11 protein-coding genes and 1 pseudogene are annotated in these 14,584 nt (G+C 69.0%); 5 read left to right on the top strand and 7 right to left on the bottom strand.

Going from position 1 to position 14,584, the window contains the following annotated elements; all coding sequences use genetic code 11:
- Positions 1–227: 227 nt before the first annotated feature.
- Positions 228–461, top strand: coding sequence for a hypothetical protein (locus GWK25_RS43765; protein WP_251829029.1), 234 nt, complete (start codon positions 228–230; stop codon positions 459–461).
- 594 nt (positions 462–1,055) lie between these two features.
- Here GWK25_RS43765 and GWK25_RS25480 read toward each other — a convergent pair.
- From GWK25_RS25480 to GWK25_RS25460, 5 genes and pseudogenes are all read right to left on the bottom strand, one after another.
- Positions 1,056–2,004, bottom strand: a pseudogene (locus GWK25_RS25480) (TerC family protein); the annotation flags it as partial.
- A 382-nt stretch (positions 2,005–2,386) separates the two neighbouring features.
- On the bottom strand, positions 2,387–2,698 hold the full coding sequence (locus GWK25_RS43760) for a hypothetical protein (RefSeq protein WP_251829028.1): 312 nt from the start codon (positions 2,696–2,698) through the stop codon (positions 2,387–2,389).
- Between the two features lie 513 nt (positions 2,699–3,211).
- Positions 3,212–4,120 (bottom strand): sigma-70 family RNA polymerase sigma factor, encoded by a 909-nt coding sequence (locus GWK25_RS25470; RefSeq protein WP_215453353.1) that lies wholly within the window; start codon positions 4,118–4,120, stop codon positions 3,212–3,214.
- Positions 4,117–4,296 (bottom strand): hypothetical protein, encoded by a 180-nt coding sequence (locus tag GWK25_RS25465; RefSeq protein WP_251830817.1) that lies wholly within the window; start codon positions 4,294–4,296, stop codon positions 4,117–4,119. Before GWK25_RS25465 ends, GWK25_RS25470 begins: the two co-directional genes overlap by 4 nt.
- A 418-nt stretch (positions 4,297–4,714) precedes the next feature.
- On the bottom strand, positions 4,715–5,317 hold the full coding sequence (locus tag GWK25_RS25460; RefSeq protein WP_308404319.1) for a GNAT family N-acetyltransferase: 603 nt from the start codon (positions 5,315–5,317) through the stop codon (positions 4,715–4,717).
- 587 nt (positions 5,318–5,904) lie between these two features.
- Between GWK25_RS25460 and GWK25_RS25455 the strand changes: the two genes are divergently transcribed.
- From GWK25_RS25455 to GWK25_RS25445, 3 genes are read left to right on the top strand one after another with little or no spacing between them, the layout of a single operon-like run.
- Positions 5,905–7,245, top strand: coding sequence for an IS21 family transposase (locus tag GWK25_RS25455; protein ID WP_308404318.1), 1,341 nt, complete (start codon positions 5,905–5,907; stop codon positions 7,243–7,245).
- On the top strand, positions 7,242–8,051 hold the full coding sequence (istB, locus tag GWK25_RS25450) for an IS21-like element helper ATPase IstB (RefSeq protein WP_308404317.1): 810 nt from the start codon (positions 7,242–7,244) through the stop codon (positions 8,049–8,051). The genes GWK25_RS25455 and istB overlap by 4 nt, the downstream gene beginning before the upstream one ends.
- Entirely contained in the window at positions 8,041–8,532 is a 492-nt protein-coding gene (locus GWK25_RS25445; protein ID WP_215453343.1) for a hypothetical protein, read from the top strand. The genes istB and GWK25_RS25445 overlap by 11 nt, the downstream gene beginning before the upstream one ends.
- A 495-nt stretch (positions 8,533–9,027) precedes the next feature.
- Here GWK25_RS25445 and GWK25_RS25440 read toward each other — a convergent pair whose 3' ends face one another.
- Together GWK25_RS25440 and GWK25_RS25435 are read right to left on the bottom strand one after the other, a co-directional pair.
- Positions 9,028–9,477, bottom strand: coding sequence for a hypothetical protein (locus GWK25_RS25440; protein ID WP_215453341.1), 450 nt, complete (start codon positions 9,475–9,477; stop codon positions 9,028–9,030).
- Positions 9,474–10,421: a hypothetical protein gene (locus GWK25_RS25435; protein ID WP_215453338.1), complete on the bottom strand. Its 948-nt coding sequence runs from the start codon at positions 10,419–10,421 to the stop codon at positions 9,474–9,476. The genes GWK25_RS25440 and GWK25_RS25435 overlap by 4 nt, the downstream gene beginning before the upstream one ends.
- Before the next feature lie 406 nt (positions 10,422–10,827).
- Here GWK25_RS25435 and GWK25_RS25430 point away from each other — a divergent pair, with 406 nt between their 5' ends.
- Positions 10,828–14,580: a helix-turn-helix domain-containing protein gene (locus GWK25_RS25430; protein WP_308404316.1), complete on the top strand. Its 3,753-nt coding sequence runs from the start codon at positions 10,828–10,830 to the stop codon at positions 14,578–14,580.
- The last annotated feature ends 4 nt before the right edge of the window (positions 14,581–14,584 follow it).

Below are 14,584 nucleotides of genomic sequence, written 5' to 3'. Positions count from 1 at the left end.
GCCGGCTGACATGTGACGGCGGTCCGGGGCGCTCCGGATAACGGAGCCGGCGCCCACCTCGAAGGCCGGCATCCGGCTCGGACGCTTCACAACCGGCCTGGACCAACGGCCCCCGTAGCGGCGGCCAAGGGGCCTGGTGGACGACACCAGCGCGCCGAACCCGGCCGATCGGGCCCAGCCCACAACCAGCGGCGAAGCCAACTTACGAGAAGCTGAACGTCACGCTGGTGGAACCCGAGCTGGTGGTGGAAGTCGGCGTCGACGTCGCCCGCGACGCCTCCGGCCGGTTGCGACCTCCCTCCCGCTGGCACCGTGCCCGCCCCGACCTCGCCCCCGCCGACGCGCAACCGGCTGAGCGGGCGGAGCCGCCGATGACGACCTGGGCGCGGCCGTGGTGCTTGGTGGACTTCGGCGCCGGGTGGACCTCGGGGGCGAGCATGCGCCAGGCGTTCACGCTGTAGCGGGGAGGATGCGGGTGGCGAACCGCTCGCGGACCTCGGGCCCACCAAGGGCGCGGGCGGTGGCGGACTGGGCGACCAGGAGCACGTGCATGCGCGGCTGGCGGCCCATGTAGCAGAGGTCAGGCCCGGCAGATCAAGCTGATCGACGATACCGGCGGGATTCCGGGGGCCGCCTGAGCTGACGGGGGCAACGCCCGCCGGTCCAGGCGGGCAGTCCATCGCCGCGCTGTCGATTTCGCTACCGGGAGGGGGAGTGCTTGCGGCTGGGGTCCAACCGGAAGTCGGGACAGTCACGGTTTTGACATGCACCCGGGCCCCAGACGGGAACGAATACGCCGAGGCTCTTGTAGCGGTGGACTGCGGCCGGCACGGCCTTCTTGCAGGCCGGACACACGTACGCTTCAGCCTTACGCTTCACTTTGACCATCTTTTTACGATATGCCCGTACTGGCGGGTCGGGTAGTGCCCTGGCTCCTCGTCGGCCTGACTGCGGGCGGGATCCAGTGTCCCGGCCCGGTGAACCGGTGGGAGGCTCTGGGGGATCCGCCCCAGGTGGTGAGCTGAGGTGCTCAGTGGTCCCAAGGGCGTCTTTCTGTTCCTGGGCGCCTGTCGGGGCGGGCCTGGTGATGCTGAGGACTACGGACCCTGCCAGGACGATGACGATGACTGCGAGGCTGATCGGTGAGGGGATTTCCGGGATGTCGGGGCTGATCATCTTGTGGGATGCCTGGAGGATGAGCTTGACGCCGATGAAGGCGAGAATGATCGCGAGGCCCTTGTTCAGGTAGTGGAAGCGGTCCAGGAGGCCGGCGAGCATGAAGTAGAGGGCCCGCAGGCCGAGGATGGCGAACGCGTTGCTGGTGTAGACGATGAAGGCGTCGTCGCTGACCGCGAGGACGGCGGGGACGCTGTCGACGGCGAAGATCAGGTCGGCGGCCTCGATCGCGGCGACCACTGCGAGCAGCGGGGTCGCCATCCGTTTGCCGGCTTCCTTGACGAAGAACTTCGCCCCCGCGTACTCGTCCCGAACGGGGATGATCTTGCGGAGCATCCGTACGGCGAAGCTCTTGCCCGGGTCGAAGCTCTCCTGCTCGTCCTTGAGGAGTTTGTAGGTGCTGTAGAAGAGGACCGCCGCGAAGGCGAACAGCACCGCGGTGAAGCGGCTGACCACGGCCACGCCGAGGGAGAGAAAGATCCCTCGGAAGACGAGCGCGCCGATGACACCGAAGAACAGCACGCGGTGCTGGTAGGCGCGGGGCACCTTGAAGTACGCGAAGATCACGGCGAAGACGAAGAGGTTGTCGACCGACAGGCTCTTCTCCAGCAGCCACGCTGTGGTGTATTCGGTGCCGGCAGTGGAGCCGAGAACGAGGAAGACGACCGCGCCGAAGATCAGGGCGAGGCTCACCCACAGGCCACTCCAGGCGGCTGCCTCCTTGAAGCGGATGACGTGCGCGGTGCGATGGGACAGCAGGTCCACCACCAGCGACACGACCACCGTCGCGGCGAACGCCCCCCACAGCCAGAGCGGGACCTCAAGCACGCCGAACACCTTCACCATGGCCCGCGCGAAATACGCCGACCCCTATACAGGAGTGTCCGGCATAGCGCCGCCCGGAGCATGCGGAGCGGGCGAGGCCGGACGGTGCGGAGACGCTGATGTGCCCGCAGTGCCTTCCGATGCGGGGATGCGACAGACAGGCGATGAGCTCGTCTGAATGATGCCGCCGGGACCTCCCCAGCATCCCGCATCGGTCTGCGAGTGAGGGGTTCAGCTCGGCCAGTCACGGAACGTCACAGATCACGGGTTCTGACACGGCTTCTCACCCCCGTGCAGCGGCGCGGACGCCATCACCCGCAGCCCGGGCCGGCGACGGCCAGGAGCGGGTCCCGGCCGTCCAGGCCTGCACGTTCGGCTGTGATGCTCAGCGTTTCGCGGTGCCCATCTGCTCGGGGGTCGTCTGCCTGCGCTCACGGTCGACCGCTCTGGTGTCCGGGGACGTGTACGGACCGGGGGCGGGACGGCTGGGGCGGCGTCCCCAGACGGAGGGATGATCGGCTGCGGCAAGGAGGCTGTTGATGCGGCGGGCGAACTCATGGCCGGGCAGGGGAAGCTCGGTGTCGGGCTCACGGAGGTAGCCGGCCGTGACGGCCGCGGGGATGTAGGCCATGAGCTTGCTGACTCCGGCGGGCCGGGAGCGGACGGTCTGCTTGGCAAGGTGACCGAGGACCCGCATGAAGTAGGTGGTGGTGGTGCTGGTGATCCGGTGTTCTGCCGGATGCCAGGTGCCGCCGTCGTCGACCGCGGGGGGGTTGGGGCGGAGGCTGGACGTCGTCGGTCTGCCGGTGCCAGAAGTCGGCGGTGTCCCCCTCCCCCAGCGCCAGGTGGTGGAGGTAGAGGCAGTAGGCGGCGGCAGCATGTCCGGCGCCCGCGGCGTACTGCCACCAGAAGCGGGCGCCTTCGTCCGTGTCGGTCAGCTGCAGGACACACGCCAGGACCAGGGCGGCACGAGGTTCGGGGACCTGATCGGTGACGAACTTCGCCACGGTGCCCGGCGGGGTGTGCGAGACGAGCGTCTCGCACAGCGTACGCAGGTCTTCAGCCGCCGCGTGGCGGCTGCCGCCCGGGGAGCCGTGGCCGGGGTGGTCGGCATCAGGCGCGGACGAGGGGGCGGTCGGGCGGACGATGTCGCGCGGCAGGGTGCGCTCGCGGACGAGCGCGGTTCTGGAGAGGAGTTCTTCGATGCCGGTCACGGGGTGTTCCCTTCGGTCGGGGGCGGTGGGCACAGGACGCTCTGCAGGAAGCGGGTGGCATGACGCTCGTCGGAGCGGACGGTGGCCAGCGGAACGCCCAGGAGGGCGGAGACGGTCTCGGGCGGGCGTTTCAACAGCCGGCGCAGCACCATGACATCGAGCTGGCTGCCGGGCAGGCGGCTCATGGCCGCGAACACCTTCAGGCTCTCGGCGATCTGGTCCATGTGGTCGGCCGGATCGGCGAGGGACTGAAGGGCGGCGGTGTCGAAGGCGGCCATCTCCAGCTCGGGCCGTCCGTCCCGGTGCGGGGTGCTGGCCATGACCGTGGCACGCAGGACCTTCCAGGCGTAGCGGCGGGTGTCCTGGCTGGCCAGGGCGTCGTCCCAGGACAGCCAGAGGATGTCGAAGGTGTTGGACACGGCGGCGTCGCGCCGGTCGTCGTCGAGGAAGACCTGGGCGTAGAGGAGGTAGTCCAGTTCGACGAGTTCGCGGAACGCGTGGTGGTCCAAGGGCGGGGTCGTGTGGGTGGCGGTCAGGATGGGGGTCCGTTCGGTGCAGTCGTCGACCCACTCGCTGCTCCTGTGGGCTTCGAGAGCGGCCTGGCACCACAGCCGGTACAGGGGCCAGTTCGGCATGCCCAGCTCGGTCGCCAGAAGGAAGACGATCTCCCAGCGGGGGTAGAGACCGACACCGCGCAGCAGTTCGGAGAGCTTGGACTTGGCGAACCGTACGCGCATGCTGAGATCGGCCAGGGTCAGGCCGCTGGCGAGGTAGCTCTCGCGCATCGGGTCCAGCCAGGCCCGGTGGGCGCTGCCGACGGACGAGGCGATCGGCCCGAGCTTGCGGCCCGGGCGGACGATGAACGGTCTGCCGGGTGGGAGCGGCGGCTCGGCAGGAGTGATCACGGGGCGTCGTCCTCCTTGTCCGTGGCCGCGTCCACGCGGTGGCCGGGGCCGGGCGCGGTGTGGGAACGGGAGGCGTGCACGATCTGCTGCACGGTCAGGGCGAGGGCCGGAGCGAGCGCGGCCACCGCGGCGGCCGTCTGGCCGGCGGCGACCAGCACCACGCTCCAGGCGAACACCGTTGCCGTGACCGCGATGACGACTATCGCCTGGCCAGCCGTAAGGCCAGGCGAGAGCACAGTCCCGTGCCGGGACACGAGCACCGTAGACCACGGCACTGACAACGCCCGCGCCGCCGACGGCGAACCGCCTCCGGCCCCTGCACGACCATGACAAAGACCGACCGGCCGTACATGAGCTTCCCCCGGCGCACCGTCCAGCAACTGCCGGCGCGTCAGCCGGACCGGCGCTGATAGGGAACCTGTCGTCGCCGTCCTCTTGGCCGATGTGGACCATGCCCTGGACGCGGCAGAGCACCTGGGCACTCGGCTGTGCACCCTGAGCGGACCCGGCCAGGAGCTGACCCTCTGCTCCGCGGCTTCGACCGGCTTCCGCCGTGTCCGCGCCCGCGCCCACACCCTGCTGCCGCCGGAGCTCTCATGTGTCCTGGGTCCGCCACTGGTGGAACAAGGTCAGGCCCGGTCCTGCACCGAGATGGAGCGGGACACCGGTGAGCAGGGTGCCGACGTCGATGCCCTGTCCGGGCCGAAGAACGCTGAAGCCCTGCCGCGTGTAGTAGGGCCCCAGGGTGCGCGTCGTGTCGAACTCGCCGAACAGCAGTGTGTAGTCCAGTTGCCAGTACACCTGCACGCATCGTGCGATCAACGCGGCCCCGATTCCGCGACCGCGGACGTCCTCGGGCACGGCGACCGCTTTGATCTTCGCGTACACCAGCATCGACATCAGGATCTGCTGCTTGGCGGCCGGCATCCGGGCGAGCCCGGAGACGACCGTGCCCGAGGGGACCCCCAGCAGCGCACCGACGACCCGGCCGTCGCCGTCCCGCGCGACCAGCGGCAGAGACAGCTCCCCCGCCGCCCGCTGGAGTTCCCCGGCTGCCGCCGCCCTCACGAGCCGCTCCCCGGGATCGGCGCCCGCGAGGGCGTCCACCAGCCACGTCCCGCACTCCCCGCGAGCGAGTGCTTCAAGATGGCCGGCCTCCAGATCATCGGCGGCCTCCTTCAGCAGCGTGTTCACCACGGCAGCCTCCCCCGGCCTCGCAAGCCCGATTTGCACACCGCCGGGCTCCGGCACGCCATCCAGCAGCTGCTGGCGCGTCAGCCGGACCGGCCCCGATAAGGAACCTGCCGTCGCCGTCCTCTTGGCCGGCGCCCTCTTCGTCTTCTTCTTCGCCATCCCGGCGATCTACCCGCCCCAAGTCCTGCGGACCCCACGGCGGGAAAGAGCGCCGATGGTCGTGCTGTCAGCCCGCCAGGACAACCGGCCAACGGCTGTCTCCGACGGCCCCGCACGAGCCGGGAGCCAACCTGGTAGGCCGTCCACTGGCCGACTCACGCGACCCCGATCGCGGAGCTCAACCCATCCGCACTGACCTGCTCCGTGACCGTGTCGGCCACTATGATGACGCTCTCTGAAAGCGGCCACCCGGTGCTCTGTGGTGGACCAAACCTGCTCTATTGATCTCCCCACCCTTCGTGTGACCTCGGCGGGTCTCTTCGCGTGATGTTGATCGGCGTGTCGCACTGGTGGCGGTGTGTTGTGGAGAGCCTGCGTGAGCTTCGAGTTCGGCCTGGTCGGGGGCCTGGATGCTCACGCGGGAGGAAGACGTGGACGCTCATGCACTGCGTCGTCAGGGTTGGACGATCTCGGCGATCGCGCGGCATCTGGGCCGGGACCGCAAGACCATCCGCGCCTATCTGAACGGCGAGCACGTCCCGGGGCAGCGCCGTCAGAGTCCAGACGCCTTCGTGCCGTTCCTGGAGTACTGCCGGCAGCGGCTGGCAGACGATCCTCATCTGTGGGCCTCGACCTTGTTCGACGAGGTCAAGGGCCTGGGCTATGAAGGCGGGTACTCGACGTTCACCCGCGCGCTTCGCCGCTATCAGGTCCGCCCGCACTGCGAGCCGTGTCATGCCGCGACCGGCCGGAACGTCGCGGTGATCGCGCATCCGCCGGGCGAGGAGATCCAGTTCGACTGGCTGGAGCTGCCGGACCCGCCGGAAGGCTGGGGAGTGGGCGAGCACGCTCATCTGCTGGTCGGGGCGCTCGCGCATTCGGGCAAGTGGCGGGCAGTGCTGGCGGAGTCCGAGGACTTCCCGCACTTGGTCCAGGCTCTCGACCAGGTGGTCCGCAGGCTCGGTGGGACGGCCAGACGGTGGCGGTTCGACCGGATGGCGACGGTCTGCTACCCCTCCAGCGGTCAGGTCACCGCCGCCTTCGCCGCAGTCGCGAAGTACTACGGCGTCGGGGTGGACATCTGCCCGCCGCGTCGCGGCAACCGCAAGGGCGTCGTCGAGAAGGCCAACCACTCGGCCGCTCAGCGCTGGTGGCGCACGGTCCCCGACGCGCTGAGCGTTCTTCAGGCCCAGTCCGGCATCGACAAACTCGCCGTCCGGATGGACGACCGCCGTCGGAGCCTGGACGGACTCAAGGTCACCGTCGGTGAACTCGCGGCAGCGGAACCGTTGTTGGACATCCCGGTCCGGCCGTTCCCGGCCGAGCTGGAGGTCGAGCGGACGGTCAGCCCGCAGTGCCTGGTGTCCTTCGACGGCAATCTGTACTCCGTCCCGCCGGGACTGGCCGGTGCCCAGGTCAGGGTCCGGCACCGGCTCGGCGAGGACCACCTCGACATCGCCACCACCGGACGGGCCGTCATCGCCCGCCACCGGCGGGCGCCTCGCGGCGCCGGCCAGACAGTGCGGGACGCAGGACACGTCATCGCGCTGGAACGAGAGGTGCTGGCGGCCTTCTCGGACCGGGCCCCGTGCAAGAACAAAGTCCGCCGCCCGCCGTCCGAGGCCGCGCTCGCCGAGGCCGAGCGGCTTCGCGGACAGCAGGCCAGTGCCGGTGATCCGGCCGAACGGGTCGTGATCGACCTGTCCCACTATGCCGCCGTGGCCGACCGGCTGCGGTCCGTTCCCTCACCGAAGGAGGAGAACACGGAGTGAGTACGTCGCCGATGCAGATGAGCGAAGCACGACGCTTCCAGCAGCTGCGGGGTCACCTGTCCTACCTCAAACTCAACGACGCCGCCGAGGCACTCAACCGGGTGCTGGACCAGGCCCGCACCGAACGGATGTCGCTGACGGCCGCGCTGGAGAGGCTGCTGGAGATCGAGGTCGAGGCGACCGAGGCCCGTCGGCTCGCGGCCCGGCTGCGGTTCGCCTGCCTGCCCGAACCCTGGACGCTGAACGACTTCGACTTCGCCGCCCAGCCGGGCGTCGACGAGAAACTCATCCGCGACCTGGCCACCCTGCGGTTCCTCGACGACGCCTCCAACGTGCTGTTCGTCGGGCCGCCCGGGGTCGGCAAGACCATGCTGTCCGTCGCGCTGGGCCGGGCCGCGGTCGACGCCGGGCACCGCGTCTACTTCACCACCGCCGCCGAGCTCGCGGCCAAGTGTCACAAGGCTGCCCTCGAAGGCCGCTGGAAGACCTGCATGCGCTTCTTCGCAGGTCCGAAGCTTTTGATCATCGACGAGCTCGGTTATCTCCCGCTGCCCGAGGACGGGGCCTCGGCCCTCTTCCAGGTGATCAACCAGAGGTATCTGAAGTCGAGCACGATCCTGACCACCAATGTCGGCATCGCCGACTGGGCCGGCGCCTTCGGCGACGCCACGGTCGCCGCGGCGATGCTCGACCGGCTCCTGCACCGGGCCGCGGTCGCCGGCATCGACGGACCCTCCTACCGGCTCCGCAACCACCAGACCCAGGCCGACACCATCCGTCAGGGAGTGAACGCCCGTGTCTCCTGACCCCGACACCACCCCACTCGCTCCGCGATCCGCCAACTGTCCTGTCTGCCAGGGCGAGTTCATCCCACAGCCCAGGCAGATCTACTGTTCTCCCCGCTGCAAATCCGCAGCCCACCGACTTCCGCCGGCAGCCCCTGCGGCCCACACCTGTCCGGTCTGCCACGGCACCTTCACCGCCAACCCCCGTCTGCGGCAGGTCTATTGCTCACCCAACTGCCGACGCGACGCGGAGAAACAGCGCAACCAGGCCCGCGACGAACAGCGGGCCATCCGGCTCGGCGAGCAACCGGCACGACCCGCTCCGGCACCCGCGAGCGTCCCCGCCCGCCCCGAGGAGGCCCTGACTCCCACCGCGATCCGCAACTGCCCGCACTGCGACCAGCCCGTCACCATCGTCGCCCTGCTGGCCACCCCCGAAGCGGCCCGGCCCTCGATCACAAACCGGGTCCCGGACATCACTCCGCTCAGACGGACCCCGTGACCAGCATCCTCAGCGACTCCGCCTGACCGTCACCGATCAACAGGACCCCGGCGGCCTTCGGCCGCCGGGGTCCTCACACATGCTCGTCGCTCCCCATCGTCCCCATAACGTTCAAGATCCAACGAAATGGAGGGAAGAGCGCCCCTGGCCGTTTTCAAAGATCCTCATCAACTACTCCAGGCGCCAGCGCAAGACCGGCCACGCACACGGCCAGCGAGGGTCGGCAACGCGCTGACCAGCCGTGGAGGGGCAAGCCAAGGCATGCCCGCGGCCGTGGTCGGCCCTATGGTCGAGTTCCCGACCATGGCATGGGGCGGGTGAGGGCCGGACGAGAGGTCGGCCCGAAATCACGTGATTGCCGCCATTCAGAGCCGCACCTCTGTACTGCCGTTCGACGAAGAAGCCCTCGCCCGCCCCGCTGCGGGCAGATCAAGCGGCGTGGCCGTTGCCGCCGCTTAGTGAAAAGCGGCGGCAACGGTGTTCAGGGGGCGAGGTTCAGCAGTTGGGGGTCCACGAGTGGGAGGCGATGTTGTCGTTCAGGGACGTGCCGCCTCCTGTTCCGTTGTGCGGAAAGTAGTGGTGGACGATGTTCTCGAGATACACGCCCCTGTTGAGGCAGAAGCGGGCGCCGGTTTGGCCCGGGCTGTAGTAGAGCCAAGCGTCGTGGGTGTAGCCGTTGTTGTGGAGGGAGCTCGCCGTGTTGCGCATGCTGCAGCTGTCCCAGTTGGCGCTGCCGCCGGACCACTGGCAGTGCCGACCAGGCCGGTCCTGATTCCTCTTCTCGTGCTCCCAGGCGTGGAGGTAGCCGTCAGCCGCCGGTGCTGCTGCGGCTCGCGTTGACGACGATGACGCTTCGGACGCCTGGGCGACGCCGGGTATGGCGGTCAGGCTCAGGGCGGTGAGCCCCACGGCCGCAAGCGCGGTGGTGATCCTGGTCCTTGTCACTGGTTCTCCTCGGTTGTTGTGCTGGTGTCGGTTGGGTCGGTGGTCACAAGGGCGCGGGCACGGGGCAGTGCGGCGTGCGCCAGCCGGAGCCGGTCGCGGACCGCGTCCTGGTATCGCTCGCGCAGCCGTGTGTCGTAACGCCGGTCCAGGCTTCGGGCGGTGGCGGTGAGGCCGCTGGTGTCGGCGCATTGCGCCTCGGCGACCGCTGTGCGTACTTCCTGCCGTTGATGCGCCTCGGTGTGCGGCGCCGATGAGCGGGTGAAGGCGGCCCGGGCCTGGTAGGGATCGGTGTAGCCCAGTCCCCGATCCCGCATACAGGTGGACCATTTCTTCACGGCTGCCTTGAACTCGCTGTCGGCTGAGACCTGTTGGTGGCGCAGGGCGGGGAGCGCGCCAGCGATCATGTCGGCTCGGAACCAAGCGGCGAGGTCGCCGTAGAGTTCTTCCTGCGCCTGGGCGGTGCAGCCGTCGGCGACGCGGCCCGCAGTCGCTCCGGTCGGCATCCGGACCTCCAGCCGGTCGGCGGACTGCTCTCCGTTGAGGGCGGCGACGGCGCGCTGCTGGTCGGCCGCAGGCAGGCTGCTGAAGTAACGCTGGTTGGGGTCATTCACGCGCAGGCGTTCACGGCGTGCCTGCAGCTCGCTGCCGTACCCGTGCCGGGCAGCCCACTTGGCGTCGTCGACCACGTACGGGAAGTCGCGGTCCTCGGGAAGGGGACGCCGTGGCACGGCCCACCTCCGAAATCCGCGGGCGGCCATGCAGGAAACAGTGAGGTGTTCTTCCGCGTTGTGCAGCAGGTCCTGCTCCCGCTCCGTCAGCGAGGACGGCGCCGAGACGGGCGGATCGCGCGGCGCCTGCGGCACGTTGCAGGAGACCACCACGAACACGGCCGCCGCGCTGATCCCGACCAGCGCAGTCCGCTGATGAAACCAATGACGCTGCATACCGGGCCCTCACGCTCCCGTGAATCCGGGAGCGCACGAGATTGCCCTTGCTGGTCCCAGGGCGGTGCGGGCGAGTGCCCCCACAGATCCAGCGGCCAGCGCTGGGCCAAGAGCTCGATCCCTGTGCACTGTTTCGTTCCTTCCGGTCAGGACGGTGCTTGATGCGGGCAGGTGGAAGCTGGACGCGCTGCAGTTCATCTATGGGCGGGCAGATCGTCTGCTTCGGTGCCCTGCTGGCTGCGTGGGCGGCCAGCAGGGCGTTCCCCCGTGGACCGCTCCCCCGGGCCGCTCACAGCACCGAGTTCAGCGGCTGGGGCATTGTTCGACAGCACGGTTGAGGCGGCAGAACAATGACCGGGGGCGTGATTCTTCTGGAGTCGTTGAGTTTCTGGGTCGGCTGCCCTGTGTGGTGCGGGAGCGGCCGGAGGAGGTGTGGGCATTGGCAGGGCGTCCTGAGGTACCACTGGATCCGGCGGCGGGTCCGGCACAGCGCTTCGCGTTCGAGTTACGCAAACTGCGCGCCGAGGCGGGCGGGATCACCTACCGGTCGCTGGCGCAGCGAGCGGGCTACGGGGTGACCACGCTGTCGCAGGCGGCATCAGGTGAGCAGTTGCCGACGCTGGCGGTGGTCCTGGCGTATGTGAAGGCGTGCGGGGGCGATCCATCAGAGTGGGAGGCTCGGTGGAAGCAGGCGGTTGACGAGGCCGCTGCATCGAGTTCGGAGGATGAAGAGAGCGGGGCGCCGCCGTACCGAGGGTTGGCGCGGTTCGAGCCCGGCGACACCGGGCGCTTCTTCGGCCGTGACAAGCTCACCGCCGACGCACTGGAGCTCGTGCGTCGGCGACGGTTCGCTGCGGTGTTCGGGGCTTCCGGCAGCGGCAAGTCCTCACTGCTGCGCGCCGGCCTCATCCCCGCCCTGCGGGACACCCAGGACATCGCACTGCGCCCGGCCGCCATCCGGATCCTGACCCCGGGCCAGCTCCCAGCACGCACGCATACCCAGGTGTTCGACACCAGTCCCGCCACGGATGATGTTCAGGCGGACGTGTTCGTGATCGTTGATCAGTTCGAGGAAGTCTTCACCCTCTGCCACGATCCGGCCGAACGCGCCGCCTTCATCGACCTGCTCCTGACCGCCCGACAACCGAGCAGTCGGCTTCGGATACTCCTGGCGGTTCGCGCCGACTTCTACGGCCGCTGCGCCGAACACCCTGGCCTGGCCGACGCACTGCGCGACGCCAACCTGCTGGTCGGCCCCATGACCCCGGCGGAACTGCGCGAGGCAATCGTCAAACCGGCCGCAGCCGAGGGTCTGACTGTGGAACGCGCCCTGACCGCCCGCATCGTCGACGAGGTCGCGGACGCGCCCGGTGGACTGCCGCTGTTCTCTCACGTGTTGTTGGAGACCTGGCGCCGCCGCCGCGGCAAGACCATGACCCTGACCGGCTACGAAGCTGCCGGGGGCCTAGAGGGCGCTGTCGCTAAGACCGCCGAGGACGTCTACCGCAGGTTCTCCGATGCCCAGGCTGCTACAGCCCGCCGTCTGCTGCTGCGCCTGGTCGCTCCCGGCGAGGGCACTCCCGACACCGGTCGGCCCACCGAGCGGGAGGAACTTGCCTCCTTTGGCCGGCAGGAGACAGCCGAGGCCTTGGAGGCTCTGGCCCAGGCGCGGCTGCTCATCCTCAACGGCGGCACCGTCGATCTGGCTCATGAGTCGTTGCTCACTGCCTGGCCCCGCTTGCGGGGCTGGATCGACGAAGACCGTGAACGCCTGCGCACTCACCGCAAGCTGACCGAGGCCGCCCGTACCTGGGAGGAGCTGGGCCGCGAACCGGGGGCCCTGTACCGGGGAAGCCGACTCGCCACTGCCCAGGAACACCTCAGCGACGCCCCCCAAGACCTCACCGACTTGGAACACGCCTTCCTCACAGCAAGCTTGGCCGACCGAGAACAGGCGTTAAGTGCCGCAGCCCGCGTCACGAGGCGGCTGCGAGCGCTCACCGGGACCTTGTCCGTCCTTCTGGTCCTCTCCGTCCTCGTGAGCATGGTCGCATACCGGCAGCGACAAGCCGCCGACGCCGCCGGGCAGGTCGCCCTGTCCCGCCAACTCGCCGCACAATCGGCCACCCTCATCCGCACCAACCCCGAACTCGCCGTGCTGCTGGCTGTTCACGCCTATCGAACGAGCCCGACCTCCCAGGCCCTGGAGAGCCTCTACACCGCATCCGCCCTGCCTTTACGAAAGACATTCCGACACCACTACCGCACCCCTGTAGTAGCGGAAGAGTTCAGCCCAGACGGGCGCACCCTGGCGGTCAGCGACTCAGATGGCGGGGTGTTTCTGTGGGACACAGGCAGCGGCCGTCTACGCGACAAGTGGCGCGCAGCACACGACGAGTCGGTCACCGCGATGGCGTTCAGCCGGGACGGCCGCACCTTGGGCACCACCGATGGCGTCGGCGGCGCCGTGCGGCTGTGGGACGCGGATAGCGGTCGCCTCCGTAAACCTCTGCGTCCACAAGCTCAAGCGGCTGGCGCAGATGCAGATTGGTCGGTGTTCTCTCTGGCGTTCAGTCCGGATGGCCGCACTCTGGCCACCGGCAACAACGACGGCACTGTCCGGATGTGGGACACAGAGACAGGCCGTCTACGCAGAAGCCTCCTCAGGCGCACCGGCCCAGGCGTCTCAGTGGCATTCAGTCCGGACGGCCGCACGCTGGCCGCCACCAGCTTCTACGGCGCCGTGCGACTGTGGGACACGGACACGGGGCGTCTTCGCAGAAGCCTGCCGGGAACCACCGGCCCGGTCGATGCAATGGCGTTCAGTCCGGACGGCCGCACCCTAGCCCTGGCCACCGCCGGCAGGTCTCGGACGGTGCGACTGTGGGACACGGACACTGGCCGCTTACGCAGAAGCCTCCCCGGCCCGGTGGCCTCGTTGGCGTTCAGTCCGGACGGCGGCACGCTGGCCACCACCAGCGAAGATCGGGTGGTGCGACTGTGGGACACAGACACGGGCCGCCTCCGTCATAACCTCCCGGGTCGTACCGGGGCGGTCACCTCTTTGGCGTTCAGTCCGAACGGGCGCACCCTGGCCGTCAGCAGCGACGACGACACTGTGCGGATATGGGATGTGAGTGTCAACCCTCGGGCCATCCACACCAGACGTCTCAAGGACGCGGAGTCCATGGCGCTCAGTCAGGACGGCCGGACCTTGGCCACCAGCAAAGGCATCGTCGTGCGCGTGTGGGAGACGCACAGCGGCCGCCTTCAAGCCAGCCTGCCGAAATCCCGGGCTCAAGCGACCTCGTTGGCACTCAGCCCGGACGGTCGCACCCTGGCCGTCAACGATGCCATCCGCGGCATAGAACTGTGGAATACCTCCACCGGCCGCCTCCGTAGAAGCGTGCCCACCTACAGCTCTGACGCATCCTCGATGGCGTTCAATCAGCAAGGGAACACGCTGGCCACCACCAGCCCCGACCGTGGCACAGAACTGTGGGACGTTGCCACCGGCCGCCGCCGCGAGCGCTTGAGGGTAGAGAAAGGGACGAGCGGTCACCTCCCCTTGGCGTTCAGTCCAGACGGCCGCACTCTGGCGCTGGAAGGTGCGGAAGGGCAGGTGCGGCTGTACGACACCCGCACCGGCCTCCTCCGTAAGAGCCTGACCGACCAAAGCGCGCCGCTCGTCTCGTTGGCGTTCAGTTCTGATGGCCGCACCGTGGCCGCCGGGAGTGGCAACAGCACCGTGGCGATGTGGGACAGCGACGCCCGCCGCCGTTTTCTCAGAAGCCTGAGCGAAGCCACCGGCTCACTGGCCTTCAGCCCAGACGGTCGCACTCTGGCCACCGCCAGCACCGACAACCGTATCCAGCTATTGGACGTGGCCACCGGCGGGAACCTCGCCGCGCTCTCCGGACACACCAACACCGTGAAAGCAATTGCGTGGAGCCGGGACGGCCGCACTCTGACCACCGCCAGCGCAGACCAGACCGTACGCGTGTGGAACGCGGCCCTACCTACCCCCGCCGCGGCGATCCGCAAGATCTGCCGCGCCGTAGGCCGCGATCTCACCATGCTCGAGCAGAACCGCTACCTACCAGACCTGGAGGCCGAACAGAACCCCGAGACCGGCTGCCACCCGACCACAGGCGACTGACTCG

The sequence above is a fragment of the Streptomyces sp. ATCC 21386 genome, from assembly GCF_018728545.1.
Taxonomy (GTDB): Bacteria; Actinomycetota; Actinomycetes; order Streptomycetales; family Streptomycetaceae; genus Streptomyces.
Note: the sequence above shows the minus strand (reverse complement) of the source record. Positions and strands in the feature narration are given on the sequence as shown.